27 protein-coding genes and 1 pseudogene are annotated in these 25,772 nt (G+C 72.4%); 17 read left to right on the top strand and 11 right to left on the bottom strand.

Features of this window, described 5'->3' with window-relative positions:
* Positions 1 to 198, bottom strand: a complete 198-nt coding sequence (locus ACIBJF_RS01165; RefSeq protein WP_399171548.1) for a DUF1918 domain-containing protein — start codon at positions 196 to 198, stop codon at positions 1 to 3.
* A gap of 20 nt (positions 199 to 218) precedes the next feature.
* Positions 219 to 1,130 (bottom strand): DMT family transporter, encoded by a 912-nt coding sequence (locus ACIBJF_RS01160; protein WP_399171547.1) that lies wholly within the window; start codon positions 1,128 to 1,130, stop codon positions 219 to 221.
* On the opposite strand from ACIBJF_RS01160, the gene ACIBJF_RS01155 reads away from it, so the two are divergent.
* The 3 genes from ACIBJF_RS01155 to ACIBJF_RS01145 all read left to right on the top strand — a co-directional run bounded on the left by ACIBJF_RS01155 (position 1,129) and on the right by ACIBJF_RS01145 (position 3,733).
* The gene (locus ACIBJF_RS01155) at positions 1,129 to 2,562 is read left to right on the top strand and encodes a PLP-dependent aminotransferase family protein (protein ID WP_399171546.1); all 1,434 of its coding nucleotides are present in this window, start codon (positions 1,129 to 1,131) and stop codon (positions 2,560 to 2,562) included. The genes ACIBJF_RS01160 and ACIBJF_RS01155 overlap by 2 nt on opposite strands.
* Positions 2,563 to 2,622: 60 nt before the next feature.
* Positions 2,623 to 3,066 carry a GNAT family N-acetyltransferase gene (locus tag ACIBJF_RS01150; protein WP_399171545.1) on the top strand — a complete coding sequence of 148 codons (444 nt, stop codon included), beginning with the start codon at positions 2,623 to 2,625 and terminating at the stop codon, positions 3,064 to 3,066.
* Between the two features lie 73 nt (positions 3,067 to 3,139).
* Positions 3,140 to 3,733: a histidine phosphatase family protein gene (locus tag ACIBJF_RS01145; protein WP_399171543.1), complete on the top strand. Its 594-nt coding sequence runs from the start codon at positions 3,140 to 3,142 to the stop codon at positions 3,731 to 3,733.
* On the opposite strand, the gene ACIBJF_RS01140 is transcribed toward ACIBJF_RS01145, so the two are convergent.
* Positions 3,715 to 4,167 (bottom strand): DUF6314 family protein, encoded by a 453-nt coding sequence (locus ACIBJF_RS01140; RefSeq protein WP_399171542.1) that lies wholly within the window; start codon positions 4,165 to 4,167, stop codon positions 3,715 to 3,717. The two genes, ACIBJF_RS01145 and ACIBJF_RS01140, sit on opposite strands and share 19 nt — an antisense overlap.
* Positions 4,168 to 4,268: 101 nt before the next feature.
* On the opposite strand from ACIBJF_RS01140, the pseudogene ACIBJF_RS01135 reads away from it, so the two are divergent.
* Positions 4,269 to 5,039 (top strand): annotated as a pseudogene (locus tag ACIBJF_RS01135) (alpha-L-arabinofuranosidase C-terminal domain-containing protein); the annotation flags it as partial.
* Here the strand turns inward: ACIBJF_RS01135 and ACIBJF_RS01130 are convergent.
* The 3 genes from ACIBJF_RS01130 to ACIBJF_RS01120 are packed head-to-tail and all read right to left on the bottom strand — an operon-like array spanning position 5,026 to position 7,170.
* Positions 5,026 to 5,463 carry a carboxymuconolactone decarboxylase family protein gene (locus tag ACIBJF_RS01130; protein ID WP_399171541.1) on the bottom strand — a complete coding sequence of 146 codons (438 nt, stop codon included), beginning with the start codon at positions 5,461 to 5,463 and terminating at the stop codon, positions 5,026 to 5,028. The pseudogene ACIBJF_RS01135 and the gene ACIBJF_RS01130 sit on opposite strands and share 14 nt — an antisense overlap.
* Positions 5,460 to 5,885: a MerR family transcriptional regulator gene (locus ACIBJF_RS01125; RefSeq protein ID WP_399171539.1), complete on the bottom strand. Its 426-nt coding sequence runs from the start codon at positions 5,883 to 5,885 to the stop codon at positions 5,460 to 5,462. Before ACIBJF_RS01125 ends, ACIBJF_RS01130 begins: the two co-directional genes overlap by 4 nt.
* Positions 5,886 to 5,937: 52 nt before the next feature.
* Complete coding sequence (locus ACIBJF_RS01120; protein WP_399171538.1) at positions 5,938 to 7,170, bottom strand: cysteine desulfurase; 1,233 nt, start codon at positions 7,168 to 7,170, stop codon at positions 5,938 to 5,940.
* 95 nt (positions 7,171 to 7,265) lie between these two features.
* Here ACIBJF_RS01120 and ACIBJF_RS01115 point away from each other — a divergent pair, with 95 nt between their 5' ends.
* The 11 genes from ACIBJF_RS01115 to ACIBJF_RS01065 all read left to right on the top strand — a co-directional run bounded on the left by ACIBJF_RS01115 (position 7,266) and on the right by ACIBJF_RS01065 (position 18,356).
* Positions 7,266 to 7,877 (top strand): ABATE domain-containing protein, encoded by a 612-nt coding sequence (locus ACIBJF_RS01115; protein WP_399171537.1) that lies wholly within the window; start codon positions 7,266 to 7,268, stop codon positions 7,875 to 7,877.
* 171 nt (positions 7,878 to 8,048) lie between these two features.
* On the top strand, positions 8,049 to 10,613 hold the full coding sequence (locus ACIBJF_RS01110; protein ID WP_399171536.1) for a YfhO family protein: 2,565 nt from the start codon (positions 8,049 to 8,051) through the stop codon (positions 10,611 to 10,613).
* Between the two features lie 25 nt (positions 10,614 to 10,638).
* Positions 10,639 to 11,589 (top strand): glycosyltransferase family 2 protein, encoded by a 951-nt coding sequence (locus ACIBJF_RS01105; RefSeq protein WP_399171535.1) that lies wholly within the window; start codon positions 10,639 to 10,641, stop codon positions 11,587 to 11,589.
* Positions 11,586 to 11,969, top strand: a complete 384-nt coding sequence (locus ACIBJF_RS01100) for a GtrA family protein (RefSeq protein ID WP_399171534.1) — start codon at positions 11,586 to 11,588, stop codon at positions 11,967 to 11,969. The genes ACIBJF_RS01105 and ACIBJF_RS01100 overlap by 4 nt, the downstream gene beginning before the upstream one ends.
* Before the next feature lie 56 nt (positions 11,970 to 12,025).
* A complete protein-coding gene (gene argC / locus ACIBJF_RS01095; protein ID WP_399171533.1) occupies positions 12,026 to 13,054 on the top strand; it encodes an N-acetyl-gamma-glutamyl-phosphate reductase in 1,029 nt (342 codons plus the stop codon).
* Positions 13,051 to 14,202: a bifunctional glutamate N-acetyltransferase/amino-acid acetyltransferase ArgJ gene (argJ, locus tag ACIBJF_RS01090; protein WP_399171532.1), complete on the top strand. Its 1,152-nt coding sequence runs from the start codon at positions 13,051 to 13,053 to the stop codon at positions 14,200 to 14,202. Before argC ends, argJ begins: the two co-directional genes overlap by 4 nt.
* Positions 14,199 to 15,104 carry an acetylglutamate kinase gene (argB, locus tag ACIBJF_RS01085; RefSeq protein ID WP_365717339.1) on the top strand — a complete coding sequence of 302 codons (906 nt, stop codon included), beginning with the start codon at positions 14,199 to 14,201 and terminating at the stop codon, positions 15,102 to 15,104. The genes argJ and argB overlap by 4 nt, the downstream gene beginning before the upstream one ends.
* On the top strand, positions 15,101 to 16,336 hold the full coding sequence (locus ACIBJF_RS01080; protein WP_399171531.1) for an acetylornithine transaminase: 1,236 nt from the start codon (positions 15,101 to 15,103) through the stop codon (positions 16,334 to 16,336). Before argB ends, ACIBJF_RS01080 begins: the two co-directional genes overlap by 4 nt.
* 7 nt (positions 16,337 to 16,343) lie before the next feature.
* Positions 16,344 to 16,889, top strand: coding sequence for an arginine repressor (locus tag ACIBJF_RS01075; protein ID WP_399171530.1), 546 nt, complete (start codon positions 16,344 to 16,346; stop codon positions 16,887 to 16,889).
* Positions 16,890 to 16,999: 110 nt separating this feature from the next.
* On the top strand, positions 17,000 to 17,587 hold the full coding sequence (locus ACIBJF_RS01070; protein ID WP_399171529.1) for an RNA polymerase sigma factor: 588 nt from the start codon (positions 17,000 to 17,002) through the stop codon (positions 17,585 to 17,587).
* Positions 17,577 to 18,356 (top strand): hypothetical protein, encoded by a 780-nt coding sequence (locus ACIBJF_RS01065; protein ID WP_399171527.1) that lies wholly within the window; start codon positions 17,577 to 17,579, stop codon positions 18,354 to 18,356. Before ACIBJF_RS01070 ends, ACIBJF_RS01065 begins: the two co-directional genes overlap by 11 nt.
* A 27-nt stretch (positions 18,357 to 18,383) precedes the next feature.
* Here ACIBJF_RS01065 and ACIBJF_RS01060 read toward each other — a convergent pair whose 3' ends face one another.
* From ACIBJF_RS01060 to ACIBJF_RS01040, 5 genes are all read right to left on the bottom strand, one after another.
* The gene (locus ACIBJF_RS01060) at positions 18,384 to 19,124 is read right to left on the bottom strand and encodes an FAD:protein FMN transferase (protein WP_399171526.1); all 741 of its coding nucleotides are present in this window, start codon (positions 19,122 to 19,124) and stop codon (positions 18,384 to 18,386) included.
* A 55-nt stretch (positions 19,125 to 19,179) separates the two neighbouring features.
* A complete protein-coding gene (locus ACIBJF_RS01055; protein ID WP_399171525.1) occupies positions 19,180 to 19,983 on the bottom strand; it encodes an FMN-binding protein in 804 nt (267 codons plus the stop codon).
* A gap of 17 nt (positions 19,984 to 20,000) precedes the next feature.
* Positions 20,001 to 21,383: a ferric reductase-like transmembrane domain-containing protein gene (locus ACIBJF_RS01050; protein ID WP_399171524.1), complete on the bottom strand. Its 1,383-nt coding sequence runs from the start codon at positions 21,381 to 21,383 to the stop codon at positions 20,001 to 20,003.
* 73 nt (positions 21,384 to 21,456) lie between these two features.
* Entirely contained in the window at positions 21,457 to 21,966 is a 510-nt protein-coding gene (locus ACIBJF_RS01045; RefSeq protein WP_399171523.1) for an FMN-binding protein, read from the bottom strand.
* 28 nt (positions 21,967 to 21,994) lie between these two features.
* Positions 21,995 to 23,341 (bottom strand): ferric reductase-like transmembrane domain-containing protein, encoded by a 1,347-nt coding sequence (locus ACIBJF_RS01040; protein ID WP_399171522.1) that lies wholly within the window; start codon positions 23,339 to 23,341, stop codon positions 21,995 to 21,997.
* 207 nt (positions 23,342 to 23,548) lie between these two features.
* Between ACIBJF_RS01040 and ACIBJF_RS01035 the strand changes: the two genes are divergently transcribed.
* Positions 23,549 to 24,289, top strand: a complete 741-nt coding sequence (locus ACIBJF_RS01035; protein WP_399171521.1) for a response regulator transcription factor — start codon at positions 23,549 to 23,551, stop codon at positions 24,287 to 24,289.
* Positions 24,286 to 25,770 carry a sensor histidine kinase gene (locus tag ACIBJF_RS01030; protein ID WP_399171520.1) on the top strand — a complete coding sequence of 495 codons (1,485 nt, stop codon included), beginning with the start codon at positions 24,286 to 24,288 and terminating at the stop codon, positions 25,768 to 25,770. The genes ACIBJF_RS01035 and ACIBJF_RS01030 overlap by 4 nt, the downstream gene beginning before the upstream one ends.
* Positions 25,771 to 25,772: the final 2 nt, after the last annotated feature.

Genomic DNA, 25,772 nt, shown 5'->3' with positions numbered 1-25,772 from the left:
CTACCGCTGTCGCTCTTCCTTGTGCTTGACCTGGCAGTCGGGTCCGGGCGACAGGATCGCCTGGTGTCCGTCCTGGAACTTGACGCGGTAGGGCGGGTTGCCCTCTTGGCCGAGGACTTCGAGGACTTCCGCTTCCTGGTCGTGTTGGCCGACCACCCTGCCATGCTGGACGAGGTGGTCACCCTTGGCTGCACGCATCTCGCAGGTCCTCCTCATGATCACGACCGCTGGGTGACGGCGATGCACACGAGCACGGCGACGGCGGTCACCGGAGCGGCCGCCGTGAAGTGCTCGCCCAGCAGCAGCGCCGACCACACCAGTGTGAGCAGCGGCTGAGCCAACTGCAACTGGCTGGCCCGGGGGATGCCGATGACCGCCATGCCCCGGTACCAGACGACCAGGCCGAGGAACTGCGAGCCCAGCGCCACCCACAGCAGACCGGCGATGCCGTGCCCGGTGAGCTGGAGGGGCTCGTACGCCAGCGCCACCGCGGCGGCCGGCACGGTCAGCGGCAGACACAGCACCAGCGCCCAGCCGATCACCTGCCAGCCCGGCATGATCCGGGCCAGTCGGCCGCCCTCGGTGTAGCCGGCCGCGCACACCAGCAGGGCCGCGAACAGATACCCGTCGGCGGCTGTCAGCGCACCGCCGCTCTGCCCGGCGGTGAAGGCGGCCACGGCCGCGGCCCCCGCCAGCGCGGCCAGCCAGAACCGGCGCGAGGGGCGGCTGCCGGTACGCAGCGCCGAGAACACGGCGGTGGTCAGCGGCAGCAGTCCCACCACGACGGCGGCGTGCGCGGTGGTGGAGGTCCGCAGGGCGAGCGTGGTCAGCATCGGGAAGCCGAGCACGACACCGGCGGCGACGACCGCGAGACCCGGCAGATGCCGGCGCTCGGGCAGCCGAACCCGCAGAACCAGGAGGCAGCCGCCCGCGACGAGCGCGGCGAGGACGCTGCGCACGGCCACCAGCGACCAGGGGCCGAAGCCCTCCAGTCCCCAGGCGGTGGCCGGGAAGGTCAGGGAGAAGGCGGCGACGCCGAGGGCGGCGAGACCGGTGCCGAGGCCGCGACGCTCGCGGGGAGCGGTGACCGCTATGGGGCTCGGTACAGTAGCGCTACTCTGTGTTCTCATGCATCAGCGTAGCAGCGTCAGTGAACTGGCAGAACAGCTCCGTCGGGACCTCGACCGCTACTCTCCTGGTGGAAAGCTCCCGTCGAGCCGGGAGCTGGTCGAGCGGTTCCGCGTGAGCCCGGTGACCGTCTCGCGCGCCCTCGCCCAGCTGGCCGCCGAGGGACTGGTGGTCACCCGGCCCGGGGCCGGCGCCTTCCGGGCCCGGCCGCGCACGACGGAGACCCCCGCCGGGGACACCTCCTGGCAGGAGGTCGCGCTGAGCGCCGACGGCGCCGCCGAGCTCGTACCGCGCACGGTGGACGCCTCCGGGGTCACGGTCTCGCTGGCCGCGCCGCCGCCCGGCGTGCTGGAGTTCAACGGCGGCTATCTGCATCCCTCCCTGCAGCCCGAGCGGGCCATGGCGGCGGCCCTGGCCCGGGCCGGGCGGCGGCCGGGCGCCTGGGGGAGGCCGCCGCTGGAGGGCCTGCCGGAGCTGCGGGAGTGGTTCGCGCGCGAGATCGGCGGGGCCGTCACCGCGGCCGAGGTGCTCATCGCGGCCGGCGGCCAGCCCGCCCTGGCCACCGCCCTGCGCGCTCTCGCCCCGCCCGGTGCCCCCGTCCTGGTCGAGTCGCCCACCTACCCGGGCATGCTGGCCTGCGCCCGCGCCGCCGGACTGCGCCCGGTCCCGGTGCCTGTCGACCCCGACGGAGTGCGCCCCGACCTGCTCGCCGACGCCTTCCGGGCCAGCGGCGCCCGGGTGTTCGTCTGCCAGCCCCTGTTCCAGAACCCCACCGGTGCCGTGCTGGCCCCCGGCCGGCGCGCCGAGGTGCTGCGCATCGCCCGCGAGGCCGGCGCCTTCGTCGTCGAGGACGACTTCGTACGGCGCCTGGTGCACGCCGACGCTGCCCCGCTGCCCCGGCCACTGGCCGCCGACGACCCGGACGGCGTGGTCGTGCACGTCGGCTCGCTGACCAAGGCGACCTCGCCCAGCTTCCGGGTGTGCGCCCTGGCCGCGCGTGGCCCGGTGCTGGAACGCCTGCGCGCCATCCAGGTCGTGGACAGCTTCTTCGTCCCCCGGCCGCTGCAGGAGGCCGCCCTCGAACTGGTCGGCTCCCCGGCCTGGCCCCGCCATCTGCGGGCGCTGTCGGCCGAGCTGAAGGCCCGCCGCGACGCCATGACGGCAGCGCTCGCCCGGCACCTGCCCGAACTGGCCCTGCCGCACGTCCCGTCCGGCGGCTACCACCTCTGGCTGCGCCTCCCCGACGGCACCGAGGAGTCCGCCCTCACCGCGGCCGGCCTGCGCGCGGGCGTCGCCCTCACCCCCGGCCGTCCCTACTTCAGTGCCGAACCTCCCGCCGCCCACCTCCGTCTGAGTTTCGCGGCGGTCGCCGGCACCGGGGAGATCACGGAGGGCGTACGGCGGCTGCGGGCGGCCTGCGACGAGGTGTTCTAGCGGCTGCGCGGCGCCGAAAGCCCTTGGACCGGCGCCGCGTTGGCCTGCGAGGATCACACCATGGACAGCACACCCCGACTCCCCGACGGCTACGAGTTCTCCGCCGACCCCGCCCGCGTCGACGTCGACCGGGTCCACGGCTGGCTGTCGACCGACGCCTACTGGGCGATCGGCCGGCCCCGCGAGAAGCACGAGCGGGCGATGGCGGGCTCACTGAACTTCGGGGTGTACGAGCGGGCCTCGGGGGAGCAGGTGGCGTACGCGCGCGTGGTCACCGACCAGGCGCTGTTCGCCTGGCTCGCCGATGTGTACGTGGACCCCTCGGTGCGCGGCAAGGGCGTCGGCACGGCCTTCGTCGGCCGCATCCGCGACCACCTGAAGCCGTACGGACTGCGCCGCATCCTGCTCGCCACGGAGGACGCGCACCGGGTGTACGAGAAGCTGGGCTTCCGCTCGCTGGACCGCCCCGACCAGTGGATGGTCCACCGCTTCGAGTCCGAGTGAGCGGTCGCACACCCGCTGTAACTCACGACGGCACCCCTTGACCCTGCACTCACCTGCGGCTCACCATCACCGCATGCCACTGAGGGTGACGTTCGTCGCCGCCGCGCGCAGCACCCCGCTGCTCGCGGAGCGCTTCGACGACGACCGGCCGCTGGACCAGGCCGGCTGGGACGAGGTGCAACGCGCCGCCGGGGATCTGCTGCCGCTGGCGGCCGCGGACCTGCGGTACTGCTCGCCGACCCCGCGCAGCCGGGCCACCGGCGACGCGCTGGGCTACGCCCCGCTGGCCCAGCTGGCGTTGCGGGACTGCGACATGGGCCGCTGGCGTGGGCTGACCCTGGGCGAGGCGATGGCCCGCGAGCCGGGCGCGGTGGACGCCTGGCTCGCCGACCCGCGCGCCACCCCGCACGGCGGCGAGTCCCTGCTGGCCTTCATCTCCCGGGTCGGCGGCTGGCTGGACACCCGGCCGGCGGAGGACGGCGGCCGGATCGTCGCCGTCGCCGAGCCCGCCGTCATCCGCGCGGTCCTGGTCTACGCCCTGAAGGCACCACCCTCGACCTACTGGAACATCGACGTCCGCCCGCTGTCCACGTCCACCGTCACCGGCCGCGCGGGCCGCTGGAGCCTTCGCCTCGAGGCCGGCTCGGCTCAGCCCTCGCGCACGTAGTCCGTGGTCAGCACCAGGTCCTTCGCGGGGCCGCCCACCCGCCACACCGAGCGCCAGCGGTCGGCGTCGCGGACGGTGAATTCGCCGCGGTAGAGGTCGGCCGCGCACGGGTGCTCGGCGAGGTACCGCCCCGAGGTCAGGTCCAGCGCGTGGAAGGGCCGCCCGTCGGCGAACCGCACGTCCGCCGTGCCCGGCCCGGGCCCTGGCAGAAACCGCAGCGTGCGGGTGGCGGGGCGCGCCACACCCTGCCAGGTGAAGGTGCCGGACTCCTCGTGCAGCAGGCCGCCGGCCTGAAGCGCGGTGAAGACGGTCTCCCCTGAGAAGTGTCCTTCCGCTCCGCTCGCCAGGTCTCGCACGCTGCGCTCCACTCGCCAGCGGCCGGCCAGATAGGCCGGCACATCGGTGACCGGCCAGTACGGGGGCTGCAGATCCATGAGGCGAGCTTACGGGCGACCGCGTTGCCCCATTGACGTGTTCACACCCCTCCTCTGGCGTGCGTTCGAAATGTTGACCAGTGTCTGATATTTCGAACGACAGCAGCGCCGCCTACGACGACGTGAAGGTCACCGCCGCCGACGGATCGACCCTGCTCGGCGACGACTTCTCCGGTGACGCCTCGCAGTGGACCCACACGGGCACCGGGAGCTGGAGCGTCCAGGACGGCCAGTACGTCCAGACCGACACCACCGCCCAGAACACCATGGTCTGGGCGGGCGACCCCGCCTGGCACGACTACGACCTGCGGGTGAAGGCCACCAAGAAGGCGGGTCAGGAGGGCTTCCTCGTCGCCTTCGGCGTCAAGGACACCGGCACCTACTACTGGTGGAACATCGGCGGCTGGAACAACACCCAGACCGCGGTCGAGCAGGCCGTGGACGGCGGCAAGTCCACCCTGATCGCCAAGCCGGGCTCGGTCGACACCGGCCGCGCCTACGACATCGACATCAAGGTGCGCGGCCGCCAGGTCACCCTGTACCTCGACGGGCAGCAGTGGGGCAGCTTCACCGACGACAAGCCGGCCGAGCCGTTCCGCCAGGTCGTCACACGGGACGCGAAGACCGGCGAGCTGATCGTCAAGGTCGTCAACGACCAGTCCTCGGCAGCGCGTACGGCCATCGACCTGGGCGGTGCGAAGACCACCCCCGAGGCGCAGGTGACCACGCTCGCCGCCGCACCGGACGCGGTGAACAGCGAGACGTCGACGGCGGTCGCACCGCGGACGTCCACCTTCACCGGAGTCGCGGACAGCTTCACCTACACCTTCCCGGCGAACTCGATCACGTTCCTGAGGATCAGGCAGAAGTAGTGCCCTCCGGCGCGGGCCGCTGTCCGAGCGGCAGCAGCCCGCGCTCGGCGAAGACCTTCTTCGCCACGAAGGTCGCGTTCAGCGCCTTCGGGAAACCGCAGTACCCGGCCGAGTGCAGCAGCGCCTCGACGATCTCCTCGGGCGTGAGCCCCACGTTCAGCGCCGCGTTGACGTGCACCTCCAGCTGGGGCTCGCAGCCGCCGAGCGCGGTCAGCATGCCCAGGGTGACCAACTGGCGGTCGCGGGGCGGGAGTCCCGGCCGGTCGTAGACCTCGCCGAAGCCCCAGGCGACGATCTGGTGCCCCAGCTCGGGGCTGATGTCGGCGAGCGAGTCGATGACCCGCTGCCCCGCCTCACCGTCGACGGACCGCAGGACCTCCAGGCCATGGGCGAAGCGTTCGTCACGGGTGGTGCTCTGGCTCATGTCCGCTCGTCCGTTCCCGGCCGCCCGTCGTGGAGCAGCCCTTCGTAGTGGGAGATCTTGTCGTCCAGCGCGGACGCGTTGCGCCGCAGCGCCCGCATCCGGTCGGCCAGTGCGGCGCGGTGCTCGCGCAGCATCGCCAGCCGCTCGGCGAGAGTGCCGTCCCCCTCCGCCCGCAGCCGTGCGTAGCGCTGCATGTCGCTGATCGACATGCCGGTCTCGCGCAGCCGCAGCAGGAACTCCAGCCAGGCCAGGTCCGCCGCCCGGTAGCGCCGCTGGTTGCCGGTGGTCCGGCCGACCCGTTCGATCAGGCCGGCCTTCTCGTAGTACCGCAGCGTGTCCTGCGTAAGACCCGTGCGCTCGGCGACCTGGGCGATGGTCAACGACGGCTCCCGACCGTCAGGGAGGGGCTGTCCGCTGGTCATGACAAGAACGGTAGAACCTGGAGCGCGCTCCAGGTCAAGCGCGGTCCGGCGATCAGCCGCCGAAGTACTTCTGAGCTGCGCGGACACCCTCCACCAGCGCGTCCACCTCGGCCGGCGTGTTGTAGACGTAGAAGCTCGCCCGGGTCGTCGCCGGGATGCCGTACCGCTTCACGATGGGCCGGGCGCAGTGGTGGCCGACGCGGACGGCGACGCCCCGCTCGTCCAGCACCTGGCCCACGTCGTGCGGGTGGATGCCGTCGACCGTGAAGGAGACCGCCGAGCCCCGGTCCGCGAGCTCGGTGGGGCCGACGATCCGGACGCCCGGGACCTCGGCGAGCAGTTCCAGCGCGCGGGCGGTGAGCGCCTCCTCGTGCGCCGCCACCTCCGCCATGCCGAGCCGCTCCAGATACTCCACCGCCGCCGCGAGCCCGACCGCCTGCGAGGTCATCGGCACGCCCGCCTCGAAGCGCTGCGGCGGCGGCAGGAAGGTGGTGCGGTCCATCTCCACGATCTCGATCATCGAGCCGCCGGTCAGGAACGGCGGCAGTCCGGCGAGCAGGTCCGCGCGGCCCCACAGCACGCCGACGCCGTTCGGGCCGAGCATCTTGTGCCCGGAGAAGGCGAGGAAGTCCGCGCCCAGCTCCGTCACGTCGACCGGGCGGTGCGGCACCGACTGGGCGCCGTCCACGACCACCAGGGTGCCGAACGCGTGCGCCCGGTCGGCGAGTTCGCGCACCGGGTTGAGCGTGCCGAGCACATTGGACTGGTGGCCGAGGGCGAGCACCTTGGTGCGCTCGTCCAGCAGTTCCCCGGCCCGGGACAGGTCGAGCCGGCCGTCGTCGGTGAGCCCGAACCAGTCGAGGGCCGCCCCCGTCCGCTCGGCCAGCTGCTGCCAGGGAACCAGGTTCGCGTGGTGCTCCATCTCCGTCACCACGATCCGGTCGCCGGGTCCGAGCCGGCCGGCGTTGCCCAGCGCGTAGGCGACCAGGTTGATGCCCTCGGTCGTGTTGCGGGTGAAGACCACCTCGTCGGCGGCGGCGCCGATGAACCGGGCGACGGTGTGCCGGGCCTGCTCGTACGCCTCCGTCGCCTCGCCCGCCAGCTGGTGCGCGCCGCGGTGCACGGCCGCGTTGTGGTGCAGATAGAAGTCCCGCTCGGCGTCGAGCACCTGGAGGGGCTTCTGGGTGGTGGCGCCGGAGTCCAGGTAGACGAGCGGGGCGCCGCCGTCCAGGGTCCGCTCCAGGATCGGGAAGTCCTTGCGCAGCGCGTGCACGTCGAAGGCCACGACGGCTCACCTCTCACGGTCTTGTCTCACGGTTTTTGCGATGGTTCTCCGTGAGACACGCTAAGCCTCCCTCACGGAGAACCGCAAGGATTACCATGAGAGCCGTGCATCACGAGGACCCCGTCCACCTGCATCGGCCCCCGGTCCCCGGCGAGGACCGGTACCTCTCGCTGGCGCTGGTCAACACGCGCTTCACCGTCAGCCACGGCCAGGTCGACCTGCTCGACGACACCGGGGCCGCGCACCTCTGGCTCGTCCGGCACGGGCTGCTGCCCGACCAGGTGGTGATCAACGGCAGGCAGTCCGGCCGGCTGCGCACCCTGCGCGAGGCACTGCGCGCCCTCTTCGAGGCCCGCGTCCGCCCGGCACTCCCGCCCGCCGACGCCCTCGACGCCCTCAACACCGCGCTCGCCGCCGCGCCCGCCACGCCCCGGCTCGTCTGGACCGCCGACGGCCCCCGCCGCGCCGACCTCCCCGACACCGGAAACCCGGCCGCCGCCGCGCTCTCCCTGCTCGCCGAGGACGCCACCGACCTGCTCACCGGCGCCGACGCCGACCAGCTCACCGAGTGCGCCGCCCAGGGCTGCGCCCGCTGGTTCCTGCGCTCCCACGGGGCCCGCCGCTGGTGCACCACGAAGTGCGGCAACCGGGTCCGGGCCGCCCGCGCCTACGCCGCCCGCAGGACCGGTCCATCCAGTTCACCTTAAAAACACCTCCCGGAAATCAGAGATTTTCCGGGGCGTCATTAAATTCATACGGTGTTTCCCGTATTCGGAGGACAGCGCGCCACTTTTGGGTACGCGCACAACCAACCCGAAACACGGACCGTCTAAGTCGGCGAAAAAGACGGGCACACCTTTGTGGGGGAACGCCGGAAAATGCAACAGGGTGTGACACCGATATCCCCTCCGAGGCGTGCCGCCGCCCTGCTCGCCGCGGCCGTCGCCGTCACGGCGTTCTGCGCGGGTGACGTCCTCGCCCGCAGCTACCCCTTCGGCCCCCGCACCCGCAGCGTCAACGACCTCGGCAACCAGTACGTGCCCTTCCACGCCCACCTGTGGGACCTGCTGCACGGCCACGCCGACGGCGGCCTCCTCGTCAACTGGCAGTCCGGGTACGGCTCCAGCTTCCTGCCCGACCTCGGCACCTACCTCGGCAGCCCCTTCGCCCTGCTCGTCGCCGTCTTCCCACGGGACCGGATCGACCTCGCCGTCTACGTCGTCACGGTCCTGAAGACCGCCTCCGCCGCGGCCGCCATGACCTGGCTGCTGCTCACCCTGCGGCCCGGGCGCTGGTGGGCCGCCGGACTGCTCGGCGCCTCCTACGCGCTGTGCGGCTGGACCCTGGCCGACGCCGACTACAACCCGATGTGGCTCGACGGGCTGATCGCCTTGCCGCTGCTGTGCCTGGTCGGCGAATGGGCGACCGCGGGGCGCCGGCGCCTCCTCGGAGTCCTGGTCGTCGCCCTCGCCTGGACCGCCAACTTCTACACCGCCTACATGGCCACCCTCGGCGCCGCCCTGGTCCTGCTGCTGCGCCTGCTGCTCGCCCGCCCGCCCCGCCGACAGGCCCTCGCGGCGGCCGGCCGCGCCACCCTCACCGTCGCCCTCGGCATCGGCCTCGCCGCCCCCCTCGTCACGGTGATCTACTTCGGCACCAAGTACGCCTACCCTGGCCGCGTACGGCAGTTCACCCCCGTGCCCGGCGAGGACCTGCTGGCCCGCCTGCTGCCCACGACCTACGGCTTCGGCTCCCCGGCCCTCTACGTCGGCATCACCGCCCTGGTGCTCGCCCTCGCCCTGCCCTTCCACCGCGCGGTCCCCGCCCCGGTGCGCACGGGCTGGACCACGCTCGTCCTCGCGGTCGCCCTGTCGCTCCAGTGGGCGCCCACCAGCCTGGTCTGGCACGCCTTCGCCACCCCGCAGGGCAGCTCCTACCGGCAGGCCTTCGTCCTGTGCGGACTGCTGGTCATCGCCGCCTGGCACGCCCTGGCGTACGGCCTCCCCGACCGGCGGGCCCTCGGCGCCGCGACCGCGCTGCTCGCCCTGGTCGCCGCCGTCGCGAGCCGCAGCACGCTGGTACGGCCGCACACCTGGCCGGTGCTGCTGCTCGCCGTCGCGGGCACCCTGACCGGACTCGTCCTCCTCGGCCGCGCCGGGCCGCGCACGCGACTCGCCGGCCTGGCCGTCGTGCTCCTCCTCGGCGCGCAGGTCGGCGAGACCGCCGCCACCTCCGCCGTCGCCACCAAGCTGCGCCTGAAGCACCTGGACGACTACGCGCCCTGGGGCGAGCGGCAGCAGCGGCAGGCGGCGGCGATCGCCGAGGCCGACGGCTGGCCCCGCTACCGCACCGACCCCGGCCGCGAACAGACCGTCGGCAACGATCCGATGCTGGTCGGCGGCCAGGGCGCCCAGTACTACAGCAGCCACACCTCGGACGTCCTCAGCCGCACCCTCACCGCCCTCGGCGGCGGCTGGAGCTCGCGCGGGCGCAGTGTGCAGAGCCTGGACAACGCCGTCACCGACGTCCTCTTCTCCGTCGGCGCCCGGCTGCACAACCCGCCGGACCCGCACCAGGCGGCGCTGCCCGAGACCACCGGGTCGATCACCGTGACCCGGCGAGAGGTGCCGCCCCTGGTGACCGTGCGGACCGCGCCCGACGACACCCCCTTCGGCCCGTCGCCGTACCGCAACCAGGAACTGCTGCTCGGCAGCCGGGTCTACACCGTGCCGCGCGTCGCCGTGGACGACGACTTCGGGAAGCCGGTGAGGAGCCGCTATGTGGGCTCAGGCAACGCCATGACCGGGCCGACGATCACCGCCCGCTGCCCGGCCGGGACGCAAGTGAACCTGTGGGCCCCGCACTTCTCCGGCACCGCGCGGCTCGCGGGCTCCGGCACCGGCGTCCCCTTCCGGTTCGAGTACGGCCGCAACCGCGCCGCCATGGAGCCGCTCGGCCGTACCCCGGCCTCCGGGCGCGTACGGATCGAGCTGTCCCCGGACCGCCCCGGCCGAATCCCGCCCGGCGCGGTCGGCTGCCTGGACACCGCGCGGCTGCACACCGCGGCGGCCCGGCTGAAGGCCACCGGCGCCACCGAGGTGAGCGTCTCCGACGGCACCGTGCGGGCTCGACTGCCCGCCGGCAGCAAGGGGATCGCGGTCGTCGCCGCACCTCGCATCGCCGGCTGGCGCTGCGCCACCGGGGACGGCGCGGCCAGGCCCGCCGAGGACTACCACGGCCTGATCGCCGTCCCCCTCGACGGCCGCTCAACCAGTCTGACCTGCACCTTCCACCCACCCGGCCTGCGGCTGGGCACGACCGTCGGGCTCGTCTCGCTCGCGGCCCTCACCGTGCTCACCGCCCTCACCGCCGTCCGCCGCCGGCGCACCCCCGTGCCGCCCACGCCCACTCCACCACGCGAGCGCGTGACCACTGCACCCTGACACCGCGCCCCTGGGGGGATTCACCATGCTGATATCGATCGTCGCGCCCTGCTACAACGAGGAAGACGTCCTCGAACGCTTCCACGAGAAGATCCAGAGCGTCGCCGAGGAACTGCTGCCGCTCGGCCACGACATGGAGTTCGTGTACGTCGACGACGGCAGCCGCGACCGTACGCTCGCCGTCCTGAAACACCTGGCCGACCTCGACGCACGGGTCCGCTACGTCTCCTTCAGCCGCAACTTCGGCAAGGAGGCCGCCCTGCTCGCCGGCCTGCGGCACGCCTCCGGCGACTGCGTGATCGTCATGGACGCCGACCTCCAGCACCCGCCGGAACTGATCCGGCGGATGGTCCGGCTGCGCGAGGAGGGGCACGACCAGGTCATCGCCCGGCGCAGCCGCACCGGCGACGGTCTCGCCCGGACCCTCACCGCGCGCCTGTACTACCGGCTCGTCAACCGCCTGGTCGACGTCGAACTCGTCGACGGCGTCGGAGACTTCCGGCTGCTGTCGCGCCGTGTGGTGGACGCCGTGCTGGCCCTCACCGAGTACAACCGCTTCTCCAAGGGCCTGTTCGCCTGGGTGGGATTCCCGAGCACCACCTTCGAGTACGAGAACGCCGCGCGCGAGGCCGGAAACAGCTCCTGGAACCTGCGCGGCCTGCTCAACTACGGCATCGACGGACTGCTGTCCTTCAACAACCGCCCGCTGCGCGCCGCCCTCTGGCTGGGCGTGGGACTGCTGCTGTGCGCGGGCCTCTACACGGCCTGGATCGTGGGCGCCGCGCTGATCAACGGGGTCCAGACTCCGGGCTATGTGACCATCATCACCGCCGTGACGGCCCTGGCGGGGGTGCAGATGGTCATGCTGGGAGTGATCGGGGAGTACACCGGCCGCATCTACTACGAGGTGAAGGGTCGTCCGCACTTCCTGGTGAAGGCGACCAACGTGGAACGGACGAAAGACCTCATTCCTTGAAGCGACAGATCCTCACCTTCGCCGCGGTCGGTGTGATCAACACCGCCACCTATTACTGTCTCTACCTGCTGTTCCTGAACTGGCTGCCCTATCTCTTCGCGCATGTCATCGCCTTCGTGATCAGCATGATCGGCTCCTTTTTCCTGAATGCGCGCTTCACCTACCGGACGCCGCCGACCTGGCGTAAATTCCTGCTGTTCCCGCTGACGAACGTCACCAATTTCCTGGTCGCCACCTCGGGTGTCTACGTCATCGTCGACGTCCTGCACGCCGGGAGCCGCTTCGCCCCACTGCTGGCCTCGGCGGCGGCGATCCCGGTCACCTTCGTCGTGTCCCGCTGGGTGATGCTTCCCCGGCAGATCGCCCGGCCCTCCGCATAGTCGTTGCATAAAACTGCGGCAATACGTATAGTCATGCCATCACGAGGAGGATGGACATGGCGGTACGTGCGGCGGTGGCCGGAGCGAGCGGATACGCGGGCGGCGAGGCCCTGCGCCTGCTCCTCGCGCACCCCGAGGTCGAGATCGGTGCCCTGACCGGGAACTCCAACGCCGGCCAGCGGCTCGGCGCGCTGCAGCCGCATCTGCTGCCCCTGGCCGACCGCGTGCTGACTCCGACCACGGCCGAGGCGCTCGCCGGGCACGACGTGGTCTTCCTCGCGCTGCCGCACGGGCAGTCCGCCGCCGTCGCCGAGCAGCTCGGGCCCGATGTCCTCGTGGTCGACATGGGCGCCGACTTCCGGCTGAAGGACCCGGCCGACTGGGAGAGGTTCTACGGCTCCCCGCACGCCGGCACCTGGCCGTACGGCCTCCCCGAACTTCCGGGCGCCCGCGCCGCGCTGGAGGGGTCCAAGCGCATCGCGGTGCCCGGTTGCTACCCCACCGCCGTCACCCTGGCCCTGTTCCCGGCCTACGCCGCGCAGATCGCCGAGCCCGAGGCGGTGATCGTCGCCGCGTCCGGCACCTCCGGCGCCGGCAAGGCGCCCAAGCCGCATCTGCTCGGCAGCGAGGTCATGGGCTCCATGGCGCCGTACGGCGTCGGCGGCGGCCACCGGCACACCCCCGAGATGATCCAGAACCTCAGCGGGGCGGCGGGGGAGCGGGTCTCGGTCTCCTTCACGCCGACGCTCGCGCCGATGCCGCGCGGGATCCTCGCCACGTGCAGCGCGTCCGCGAAGGCGGGCGTCACCGCCGAGTCGGTCCGCGCCGCCTACGAGAAGGCCTACGCCGACGAGCCCTTCGTGCACCTGCTGCCCGAGGGCCAGTGGCCCGCGACGGCGTCCGTCTACGGTTCCAACGCCGTTCAGGTGCAGGTCGCATACGACGAGTCCGTGGGCCGCATCATCGCGATCAGCGCCATCGACAACCTGACCAAGGGCACCGCCGGCGGTGCCGTCCAGAGCATGAACATCGCCCTCGGTCTTCCCGAGACCACCGGGCTTTCCACGATCGGAGTCGCACCGTGAGCGTCACGGCAGCCAGGGGATTCACGGCGGCGGGGATCGCCGCCGGGATCAAGGAGAACGGCAACCCCGACCTGGCCCTCGTGGTCAACAACGGGCCGCGCCGTGCCGCCGCGGGCGTCTTCACCTCCAACCGTGTGAAGGCCGCGCCGGTGCTGTGGTCCGAGCAGGTCCTCAGGAGCGGCCAGGTCTCCGCCGTCGTCCTCAATTCCGGCGGAGCCAACGCCTGCACCGGTCCCAAGGGCTTCCAGGACACCCACGCCACCGCCGAGAAGGTGGCCGAGGTGCTCGGCCGGGGCGCCATCGAGGTCGCCGTGTGCTCCACCGGGCTCATCGGCGTCCTGCTGCCCATGGACAAGCTGCTCCCGGGCGTCGAGACGGCCGCCGCCCAGCTGTCCGAGCACGGCGGCGAGAAGGCCGCCATCGCGATCAAGACCACCGACACCGTCCACAAGACCTCCGTCGTCAGCAAGGACGGCTGGACCGTCGGCGGCATGGCCAAGGGCGCCGGCATGCTCGCCCCCGGCCTCGCCACCATGCTGGTCGTCCTCACCACGGACGCGGAGCTGGACGACGACGCACTCGACCGGGCGCTGCGCGCGGCCACGAAGGTCACCTTCGACCGCGTCGACTCCGACGGCTGCATGTCCACCAACGACACCGTCCTGCTGCTCGCCTCCGGCTCCTCCGGCATCACCCCGGAGTTCCAGGAGTTCGCCGGTGCCGTACGGCAGGTGTGCGACGACCTCGGGCAGCAGCTCATCCGGGACGCCGAGGGCGCCAGCAAAGACATCAAGGTCGAGGTGGTCAACGCGGCGAGCGAGGCGGACGCCGTCGAGGTGGGCCGCTCCATCGCCCGCAACAACCTCCTCAAGTGCGCGATCCACGGCGAGGACCCCAACTGGGGCCGGGTGCTCTCCGCGATCGGCACCACGAAGGCCGCCTTCGAGCCGGACCAGCTCAACGTGGCCATCAACGGCGTGTGGGTGTGCAAGAACGGTTCGGTCGGCGAGGACCGCGAGAAGGTCGACATGCGCTACCGCGAGGTGCACATCGTCGCCGACCTGGCGGCGGGCACCGAGACCGCGACGATCTGGACCAACGACCTCACCGCCGACTACGTCCACGAGAACAGCGCCTACTCGTCATGAGCACTCGCAAGCACACGGCCCTGCCGAAGGCCCAGATCCTCATCGAGGCGCTGCCCTGGCTGACCCGGCACCACGGCAAGATCGTCGTCATCAAGTTCGGCGGCAACGCCATGGTGAACGAGGAACTGAAGGCCGCCTTCGCGCAGGACGTCGTCTTCCTCAGGCACGCCGGCCTCAAGCCGGTCGTCGTCCACGGCGGCGGCCCGCAGATCAGCGCCGCCCTCGACCGGCACGGCATCGTCAGCGAGTTCAAGGCGGGCCTGCGCGTGACCACCGAGGACGCGATGGACGTCGTACGGATGGTGCTGGCGGGGCAGGTGCAGCGGGAGCTGGTCGGTCTGCTCAACCAGCACGGGCCGCTCGCCGTCGGCCTGACCGGCGAGGACGCCCACACCATCACCGCGACCAGGCACCAGCCCGAGATCGACGGCGAACTGGTCGACATCGGGCGGGTCGGCGAGATCACCGCGATCGACACGGGCGCCATCGAGGCGCTGCTCGCCGACGGCCGTATCCCGGTCGTGTCGTCGATCGCCCGCTCCCAGGACGACCACCATGTCTACAACGTCAATGCTGATACGGCGGCTGCGGCACTCGCTGCGGCACTGGGCGCCGAGACCCTCATGGTCCTCACCGACGTCGAGGGCCTCTATGAGGACTGGCCGAACTCCGACGAGGTGATCAGCCGGCTCACCGCTTCCCAACTGGAGAAGCTGCTGCCGGAGTTGAGCTCCGGCATGGTGCCGAAGATGGAGGGCTGTCTGTACGCCGTGCGCAACGGGGTGCACACCGCCCGCGTCATCGACGGCCGGGTCCAGCACTCGATCCTGCTGGAGATCTTCACCGACGAAGGCATCGGGACGATGGTCGTGCCCGACGAGCTCGAGGGGGACGCACAGTGACGGGCAACCAGGGCAACCACGAGCACCAGGGCAACCAGGAGCTGACCCAGCGCTGGCAGGGCGTGCTCATGAACAACTACGGCACCCCCCGCCTGCCCCTCGTGCGCGGCGAGGGCGTGAAGGTCTGGGACGCCGAGGGCCGGGAGTACCACGACTTCGTCGGCGGCATCGCCACCAACGCCCTCGGTCACGCCCACCCGGCGATCGTGGAGGCCGTCAGCGGGCAGATCGCCTCCCTCGGCCACATTTCCAACTTCTTCATGGCCGAGCCCACCGTCGCCCTCGCCGAACGGCTGCTGACGCTCTTCGGCCGGGAGGGCCGCGTCTTCTTCTGCAACTCCGGAGCCGAGGCCAACGAGGCCGCCTTCAAGATCGGCCGGCTCACCGGGCGCACCCACATGGTCGCCACCACCGGCGGCTTCCACGGCCGTACGATGGGCGCCCTCGCGCTCACCGGCCAGCCCGCCAAGCAGGACCCCTTCCTGCCGCTGCCCGGTGAGGTCACCCACGTGCCCTACGGCGACGCCCAGGCGCTCGCGGCGGCGGTCACCGAGGAGACCGCTCTGGTGATCATCGAGCCGGTCCAGGGCGAGAACGGGGTGGTGGTGCCCCCGGCCGGCTATCTGAAGGCCGCCCGCGCCATCACCGCCGCCACCGGCGCCCTGCTGGTGCTGGACGAGGTGCAGACCGGCATCGGCCGCACCGGGACCTGGTTCGAGTACCAGGCCCACGAGGGCGTGCTGCCCGATGTCGTGACCCTCGCCAAGCAGCTCGGTGGCGGACTGCCGCTCGGCGCCACCGTGGCCTTCGGCCGGGCCGCCGAACTGCTCCAGCCCGGCCAGCACGGTACGACCTTCGGCGGCAACCCGGTCGCCTGCGCCGCCGGACTCGCCGTGCTCGACACCATCGCGCACGAGGGGCTGCTGGAGAACGTCAAGCGGCAGGGCGAGAAGCTGCGCGAGGGAATCGAGGGCCTGGGGCACCCGTTGATCGATTTTGTGCGGGGCGCCGGTCTGCTCCTGGGTATCGTGCTCACCGGGCCGCGCGCGCCGCAGGTGCAGCAGGCGGCCCAGGAGGCCGGGTTCCTGGTGAACGCGCCCGCCCCCGACGTCGTACGGCTCATGCCGCCGCTGAACCTGACCGACGACGAGGCGGGAGCGTTTCTGCGGGCGCTGCCCGGCATCCTCGACGCAGCGAACCCAGTGGATGGGGACGGACGATCCGGAGAATAGGACGACGATGAGCCAGGCGCAGGACCACGAGCAGGCGGCGGGTAGCGGACCGGCCGTGCCGCAGACCCGTACCGCGCGGCACCGCCGGATCGTGGACATCCTCAACCGGCAGCCGGTGCGGTCGCAGAGTCAGCTGGCGAAGCTGCTCGCCGACGACGGGCTGAGCGTCACCCAGGCGACGCTCTCCCGGGACCTCGACGAGCTGAACGCGGTGAAGATCCGCAACACCGACGGCGAGCTGATCTACGCGGTGCCGAGCGAGGGCGGGTTCCGTACCCCGCGTGCCCCCTTGGGGGAGTCGGCCAAGGAGGAGCGCATGCGGCGCCTCTCGCAGGAGCTGCTGATCTCCGCGGAGGCCTCCGCCAACCTCGTCGTCCTGCGCACCCCGCCGGGGGCCGCCCAGTTCCTCGCCTCGGCCATCGACCAGGCGGAGCTGCACGACATCCTGGGCACGATCGCCGGCGACGACACGCTGCTGCTGATCAGCCGGGACCCGAGCGGGGGCCAGGCCCTGGCGGACCACCTGCTGCGGCTGGCGCAGAACGGGCACTGAACCGGCATGCGGCGCCCCGCCCGTGGGCGGAGAATGACAGTGTGATCTTCCGCGGCGGGCGGGCAGGTGGGCGGGCAATCCCCTGGCGGCCGTCGGCCGTATACGGGGGTGTGTCGGGTTTCCGGTTCCGCGTGGACCGCCTCCCGGACGAAGCCCTGCTGGCCGGGCTGGCCACCGGTGATCCGGAACTCGCGGTGATCTTCGTGCGCAGGTTCCAGCGCCGGGTGTTCGGGGTCGCCATGGCCGTCACCGGTGATGTGCAACTCGCCGAGGACGTCGCTCAGTCGACGTTCGAGCGCGCGTGGCGGCACGCCCAGATCTACGACTCGCGCCGCGGCTCGGTCGCCACCTGGCTGACGACCATCGCGCACAACCTCGCCGTCGACGCCGTCCGGGCCCGGCGGACCGAGCCGATGGCGCCCGAGGACCTCGACTCCGTCATCGGCGTCGTCACCGAGACCCCCGAGCAGTGGGCGCTGGCCGACGAGGCCTCCTCCCAGCTGCGGGCCGCCGTGGGGCGGTTGCCCCGGGAACAGGCAAGGGCCCTGGTGATGGCGGGCATCTACGGGATGACGGCCCAGCAGATCGCCGAGGCGGAGCGCATCCCGCTGGGCACCGCCAAGACACGGATCAGGGCCGCCATGGAGAAACTGCGCACCACGCTCGCGCCTTCGAAGCGAGGCGACCATGTCGAGTGACGCGAACTGCGCCAAGCTGCGCGAGATCGGCGCCGAGCTCGCGCTGGGCGTGCTGCCGGGCCGGGAACGCGCCGAGGCGGTCGCCCATCTGGACCGGTGCGCGGACTGCCGGGAGTACGTCCGCCGGCTCACCCTGGTCGGCGACCGGCTGATCGGCCTGCTGCCGGACGCCGAGCCCCCGGCCGGGTTCGAGACCCGGGTGGCGCGCAGGCTGGCCGAACAGGCTTCGGGGCCCGAGGCTCCCGCGGGCGCCTCCGGCCGGGCGCCCCGGAACCTGCGCGGGCGTGCCCGGCGCGCCCGGCTGCGGCTGGCGGCCGTCGCCACCGCGCTCACCGTCACCGTCGGCTTCGCCGGCTGGGGGATCGGCACCGCCATCGAGGAGGTCGTCGCCTCGACCGCGCCCGCCACCGAGTCCGAGCCCGTGCTGCTCGGCGACATGACCTCGGCCACGACCGGCGGCAAGGTCGGCGAGGTCTACGTCCACCCCGAGACGCCCGGCTGGATCTTCGTGTCCGTCGAGTCCGCCGGGTCCCGCGGCGCGTACACCGGCAAGGTCACCTGTGTGCTGGAGCACTCCGACGGCACGACCGTACGGGTCGGCAACTTCCTCCTGACCGGCGGACGCGGCGAGTGGGGCGTGGGCGCTCCCGGCAACCTGTCGACCCTCTCCGGTGCCCGGCTGACGACACCCGGCGGCACCGTCCTCGCCACGGCCCACCTGGTGAAGGGGCACGTCGTGCAACCCAAGGAGGGAACGGTGGCCGCCTGATACGGCGAACGGGCCTTACCCCGGTGGTCAGCCCAGCCGCGCCGCCAGCCCCCCGGTGCACCGCACCTCGTCGCCGGCGGTGATCAGCAGCCCCTCCACGTCCGGTAGCGACTCCAGCCACGCCAGGCCCGCCCGGGACCCCATCGCGAAGGCCGCCGTGGCCCAGCAGTCGACCCAGGTCAGCCGGGGACCGATCACCGTCACGGCCACCAGGTCCGACACCGCGGACTTCCCGGTCCGCGGATCCACGATGTGCGCGCCCCGCTCGGCCGTACCCGAGGTCGCCACCGACAGTTCGGCCACGCCCGCCGTCGAGATCACCGCCGCCAGACCACCCGGCCGGAGCGGATCCGCCACCCCCACGCGCCACGGCCGCCCAGGCTCCGGCGTGCCGAGGAGCTGGACGTCCCCGCCGCCGTTGACGCTCACCCCGCGCACCCCGGCCACCCCCGCCAGCAGCCGCGCGGCCCGCTCGGCGGCCCAGCCCTTGACGATGCCGGTGGGATCGAGCGAGCCCTGGTAGCGGGTGCTGAACCAGCCCTCGCTCACCCCTTCCGCCTCGGCCGCGAGGTCCAGCACCTCGGCCATCTCCGGCGCGCACTCCGCCACGGTCAGCTCGCCGCGGGCCAGCCGCGAGACCTCGCTGTCCTCGCGGTAGGTGCTGAACGCCGCGTCCGCACGGTGCAGACCGGCGACGGCTTCGGCCAGCGCCTCGCGCACGGCACCGGGTTCCCCGCCGCGGACGTCGAAGGAGAAGACGGTCCCCATGACCTCCTCCGCATGACGCACCGCGGCGGGAGTATCGGACGACTCGGTCACCGGGTCAGCCACCGGCCTGGTCCAGCGCCGACTGCAGCGACTGCTTGTAGCCGGTGCTGGTGTAGGTGGCGCCGGAGACGGCGTCGATGTTCGCGTTCCCGGCCGTGACGGCCTCCTGGTTGAGCCTGGGGACGGCCAGCGCCGTCTTCTGGTCGCTGAGTCCGCCCTTGGGTGCCTGCACGGCCTCGGCCTTGGTGATCTTGCCACCGCTGACCGTGATCCGCACCTGGACCGGGCCGTACTGCGTCTGCGCGACCTTGCCGGTGACCGTGCGGGCCTGTGCCGCACCGGAGGAGCCGGAGGCTCCGGAACCGGGGGAGCCGGCCGGGGCACCCGTCGAGGACCCGGCGGACGTCTTCATCCTGTCCAGCGCCGACTGCAGCGACTTCTTGTAGCCGTCGCTCGTGTACGTCGCCCCGGACACCGCGTCGATCCGCGCGCTCTGCGCGGCGACGGCCTCCTGGTTGAGCTTGGGGACGGCCAGCGCCGTCTTCTGGTCGCTGAGTCCGCCCTTGGGCGCCTGCACCGCCTCGGCCTTGGTGATCTTCCCGCCCGCGACGGTCAGCCGCACCTGCACGGTCCCGTACTGCGTCTGCGTGGCGTCGCCGGTCACCGTGCCGGAGCCGGCGGAAGCCTGGGCACCGCCCTGCGGGGACTCCTGTCCCGCGGCCGTCTGCTGCGGGGCCGGGCCCGCCGCCGAGGCCGCGGCCGGATCGGACGCCGGCTTCAGCGACAGCAGCAGCACGACACCGGACACGGTGGCGGCGGTGGCCAGCACGACCCGCCGAATGGGGTGGCTCTTCCTCATCTGTCCGTAGCTCCCGCTCACATCTCGAACGACTCGTGATGGATGCGGCGGGCGGGGACCCCCGCGCCGCGCAGTGCCTCGTACACCGACTGAGCGAACCCGGTCGGGCCGCACATGAACACGTCGTGCCGGTCGATGTCCGGGATCTTCCGCTGGAGGTTCTCCGCGGAGATGTCCGGCCGCTCCCCGTCGGGGCTGTTCACCGCGTACATCAGCCGGGCGCCCCGCTCGTCGGCGATCTTCGCCAGCTCGTCCCACAGCGCCAGGTCCTGAGTGCTGTTGGCCCGGTAGAGCAGGGTGATGTCACCGGCCGCCCCCGGCAGCGTCTCGAACAGCGCCCGCATCGGGGTGATGCCGACGCCGCCCGCGACCAGCAGCACCTTGCCCCGGCTGCGGCGCTGCGCGGTCATCGCGCCGTACGGGCCCTCCGCCCACACCCGGGTGCCGGGCGTCAGCTCGCGCAGCCGGGCGCTGTGGTCGCCGATCGCCTTCACCGTGATCCGCAGCATGTCCGGGCGGGGCGCCGCCGACAGGGAGTACGGATGCGAGCTGAAGCGCATCCCCGGCGCGAGGAACCGCCAGCGGAAGAACTGGCCCGCCTCCGCACCCATCCGGTGCAGCTTGCGCCCGCCGATGAGCACCGACACGATGCCCGGCGTCTCCTCGATGACCGCCTCCACGCGCATCCGGTGCTTGAGGTTCAGCCGGATCGGGGTGAGGATCCGGTACCAGATCACGAGCGCGGTCACCGCGCCGTACAGGACGTACCAGAAGGTCTTCGCCATGGGCTCGACCGCGAAGTCGTTGCCGGTGGTGATCTGGTGCCAGAACGTCAGGAACACCGCCGCGTACGTCATCAGGTGGACGTGGTACCAGGTGTCGTACGGCATCCGGCGGCGGATCCCGCCGATCGACGTCAGCCCGATCAGCACGAACAGGCCCGTGCCGATGGCCGCCTTGCCCACATCGGGAAGCTGGTTGATGGAGTCGACGGTCTGCTGGACGATGTCGCCGAGCGACTTGCCCGCCTGGCGCGCGTACCCCCACATGGTGAGGAAGACGTGCGCCACGATCAGGCAGAGCGTGTAGCGGCCGCTCATCGCGTGCCAGCGGGCCACCCGGTCCGAGCCGACCCGCCGTTCCAGCGCCGGCACGCGCGCCATCTGTAGCACGACCAGCGCCATCAGATAGCCGGCCAAGAGGCCCGTGATACGGCCGGCGTTGAGGATCCGGCCGGTGTCGTCGGCGATGGACGGTGTGTTGTGCCACCAGAGCCACAGCACGGCCGCCGCGCCCGCCCAGACGGCGAGCAGCAGCGGTACGGCCGGGGAGCGGCGCGGGCGGATGCGGCGCATCGTCTGTCGGCGGGCGGCACGTCCGCCTGCGAGCGTGGTGGTCACGGTTCCTCCGTGGGGACTTGACCCTTGGCCCACAGATACGTGCCGGGTGCGCCGAGTGTTCAGCGGCGCCGCCTCACAGTCCCGCCGAGTCCAGCGCGGACTGCAGGGACTGCTTGTAGCCGGTGCTGGTGTAGGTGGCGCCCGACACCATGTCGATGTCCGCGCTCTGCGCGGCCAGCGCCTCACGCCGCAGCTGGGGCAGGGCGTAGCTGTTGATCTCCTGGTCGCGCGGGTTGTCCTGCGGGTACTGCACCGCCGTCACCTCGGTGAGCTTGCCGCTCTTGATCGTCACCCGCACCTGGACCGGGCCCCAGCGGGTCTGGACGGTGTCTCCGGTGACGGTCTTGCTGACCTTCGAACCCGAGGCGGAGCCGCCGGAGGAGCCGCTCGATCCGTCCGACGATCCGCTCGATCCGCTCGACGGGGCCGAACTGCTCGAGACGGACGGCGACTTGGTGTCGGCCGTGGCCAGCGTGGGGCCCGTGTGCGGCTTGAGCGACAGCAGCAGCACCATCCCGGAGACGGTGGCGGCACTGGCCAGCACGATCCGGCGGAGCGGGCGGTTCTTCTTCAGGGCATGCACGTGGTCAGCCTCACAGCTCTCACAGCTCTCACAGTTCGAACGACTCGTGGTGGATACGGCGGTCCGGCACCCCGGCCGCCCGCAGCGCCTCGTACACGTCCTGCGCGAAGCCGTGCGGCCCGCAGATGTAGACGTCGTGGCCCGCGAGACCGGGGAAGGTCGCGCGCAGCGACTGCGCCGTGATGGCCGGGCGCTCGCCCCGGGGGCCGTTCAGCGCGTACAGCACCTGGGCGCCGCGCCACCGGGCGATCGCCTCCAGCTCGGCGCCGAGCGCCAGGTCCTCGGCGCGGCGCGCCCGGTACAGCAGGGTGACCTCGCCGGGCAGCGTCTCGAACAGGGCGCGCAGCGGGGTGACGCCGACGCCGGCCGCGATCAGCAGGGAGCGGTGGCTGGTGGCCCGGTCGGCGGTCAGCGAGCCGTACGGGCCCTCCGCCCACACCCGGGTGCCTGGCCGCAGCAGGGCGACGGCCGCGCTGTGGTCGCCGAGCGCCTTGACCGTGATGCGCATCAGATCCGGGCGCGGCGGCGCCGACAGGGAGTACGGCGTCGACGTCCAGCGCAGGCCCTCGCCGAGGAACCGCCAGCGGAAGAACTGCCCCGGGCGCGCACCCAGCTCGTCCAGGTGCCGCCCGCGCACGACGACCGAGTACACACCCGGTGCCTCCAGGTGAACCGAGTCCACACGCAGTTGGTGGCGCCGGTTGAGGCGGACGGGGGCGAGGATCCGGAACCACAGCACCAGGGCGGCCACGCCCAGGTACAGCGCGTACCAGACGGCGGTCGCCACCGGCTTGCCGTTGAACTCGTTGCCCAGCGTCAGCTGGTGGAAGAAGGCCAGGAACACGGCCGCGTACGTCAGCAGGTGGACGTAGTACCAGAACTCGTGGCTGGTGCGGCGGCGCACGGCCCGGGCCGAGGTGATGCCGACCGCGAAGAGGATCACCGTGCCGGCGGTGGCCTTGAGCATGTCCGGATAGTCCAGGACGACGGTCACCGCCTCGTGCCAGAGCGAGGCCCGGTCCTGGGCGGCGTACCCGGCGAGGATCAGCACGATGTGCGCGACCAGCAGACAGACCGTGTACCGGCCGGCCATCGCGTGCCAGCGCGCCACCCGGTCCGAGCCGATCCGCCTCTCCAGCAGCGGCACCCGCGCCATCAGACCGACCAGCACCGCGCAGGCGTACCCGCACAGCAGCCCGGCGATCCGCCCGGCGCCGGTCAGCCACCCGGCCGAACCGACCACGGACCCGGTGTCCGCCCACCAGAGCGCGACCACGGCCGCCGCCCCGGCCCACAGCGCGGCCAGCACGGGCCCCGCGGGGGAGCGTCGTGCGGTCACGGGCGGTGCCGCCCGCCGCACATCCACGGTGGTCATCAGTCGCCGTCCCTTCGTCCGCCGTACGGGCCACTGTGCGGCGGAATGCTCTGAGACACCTCTGAGCAACCCTGTGACCAGGCGCTTTGAGAGCAGACTCAGAAGCTGTTCTCAGACTGCGTTCAGGGGGCCTGAGGGCTCTCAGAGAAAACTCAGAGCGGAGGAGGTGTCTCGCATTCCTCCGCATGGGTGATGCTGGATGGCGCGATGAACACCACCCGTTCCGGCCGCCCGGCCCTCACCCGACCCGACGGCGCCCCGCTGCGCGTCCTCGTCGTCGACGACGACCCCGACCTCGCGGAGGTGCTCACCGGCGCCCTGCGCTACGAGGGCTGGGAGGTGCGTGCCGCCGGGGACGGCGCCTCGGCGCTCAGCACCGCGCGCGAGCTGCTGCCCGACGCCGTCGTCCTGGACGTGATGCTCCCGGACACCGACGGCTTCGCCGTGCTGCGCCGGCTGCACGAGGTGAAGCCGGACGTCTGTGTGCTCTTCCTCACGGCACGGGACGCGGTCGAGGACCGGATCGCGGGCATCACGGCCGGCGGCGACGACTATGTCACCAAGCCCTTCAGCCTGGAGGAGGTCGTGGCCCGGCTGCGCGGCCTGCTGCGCCGGGCGGGCATGGCCCGGCAGCAGGAGGAGGGGCCCCGGCTGGTCGTGGGCGATCTGGTGATGGACGAGGAGGCCCGCGAGGTCACCCGGGCCGGCGAACTGGTCGAGCTCTCACCCACCGAGTTCGAGCTCCTGCGCTTCCTCATGCGCAACCCGCGCCGCGTGCTCAGCAAGGCGCAGATCCTCGACCGCGTCTGGTCCTACGACTTCGGCGGCCGGGCCCATGTGGTCGAGCTGTACATCTCCTACCTGCGCAAGAAGGTCGACGCGGGCCGCGAGCCCATGATCCACACGGTGCGCGGGGCGGGCTACGTCCTGAAACCGGTGACCAAGTGAGCCGCCTCGGTCTGCGCGGTGCCCTGGCCCGGCTGCCCCGGCCCCGCACCCTGCGCGCCCGGCTCACCTTCGGTCTGGTGGTGCTGCTGGCGGTGAGCTGCGCGGCCGTGGGCCTGGCCGCGGTCGTCGAGCTGAACGGCTTCCTCACCCAGCGCCTGGACGAGCAGCTCGCCCAGGTCGGCACCCGGTTCCCGGAGAGCCTCGAACACAACGGCAAGCTGTCCGACGACCACGATGGGGACGAGCACGGCGACACCCGCCGGATGGCCACCGGCACCTTCGGCGCCCGTCTGCTGAACGGCACGGTCACCAACAAGGGCCTCATCCGCTCCGGCGACCCGGCGGCCGACCTGACCGTCGGCCTGACCGCGCAGGACGCCGCCCGGCTGGCCCGGACACCGGCCGACGGCAGGCCCCACACCGTCGAGCTGTCGGCCCTGCACGACTACCGGGTCGTCGCCACCGCCGGCCGGGACGGGGACGTGCTGATCGTCGGCCTGCCGCTGGAACCGGTCGAGGCCACCGTCCGCCGGCTGGAGGCGGTCGCAGCGATCGTCTTCGGGCTGGCCCTGGTGGTGACCGGCGTGGCCGGCGCCCTCTGGGTCCGCTGGTCGCTGCGCCCCCTCAGCCGGGTCGCCGCCACCGCCACCCGGGTCAGCGAACTGCCGCTGGCCAGCGGTGAGGTCGCGCTGCCGCCGCGCGCCCCGGACGCCGACCCGGGCACCGAGGTCGGCCGGGTCGCCGCGGCCTTCAACCGCATGCTCGGCCATGTCGAGGACGCGCTGACCAAACGGCACGCGAGCGAGGAGCGGCTGCGCCGCTTCGCCGCCGACGCCAGCCACGAGCTGCGCACCCCGGTCGCCTCGGTCCGCGGCCACGCCGAGCTGGCCCTGCTGCACCCCGGCCCGGTACCGCCGGAGGTCACCCGCGCCCTGCAGCGCATCACGGCCGAGTCCGCCCGCATGGGCGAGATGGTGGACGACCTGCTGCTGCTGGCCCGGCTGGACGCGGGCCGCCCGCTGGAGCGCGTGCCGGTGGACCTCACCCACCTGGTCCTGGACGCGGTCACCGACGCCCGCGCCACCGGTCCCGACCACCGCTGGAGCATGGACCTGCCCGAGGACCCGGTGACGGTCCCGGGCGACGCCCACCGCCTGCAACAGGTGTTGGCCAACCTGTTGGCCAACGCGCGTTTGCACACACCCGTTGACACCAAGGTGACGGTCACCCTGGAGGCCGGCACCGACGCGGCCCTCCTCTCCGTCCACGACGACGGCCCCGGCGTGCCCGAGGAGGTCCAGCCCGGCGTCTTCGAACGCTTCACCCGAGCCGAACACCGCCGCCCCACCGGCACCTCCGGCTCCGGCGCGGGCCTCGGCCTGTCGATCGTGGCGGCGGTGGTGGAGGCGCATGGGGGGAGCGTGGGGCTGGAGAGCACCCCGGGCTCCACGACGTTCACGGTGCGGCTGCCGGCGAGCTGAGC

The organism is Streptomyces sp. NPDC050743, from assembly GCF_044456925.1.
Lineage (GTDB): Bacteria > Actinomycetota > Actinomycetes > Streptomycetales > Streptomycetaceae > Streptomyces.
The sequence above is the reverse complement of the archived record's forward strand: the minus strand, read 5'-3'. Positions and strand labels throughout refer to the sequence as shown.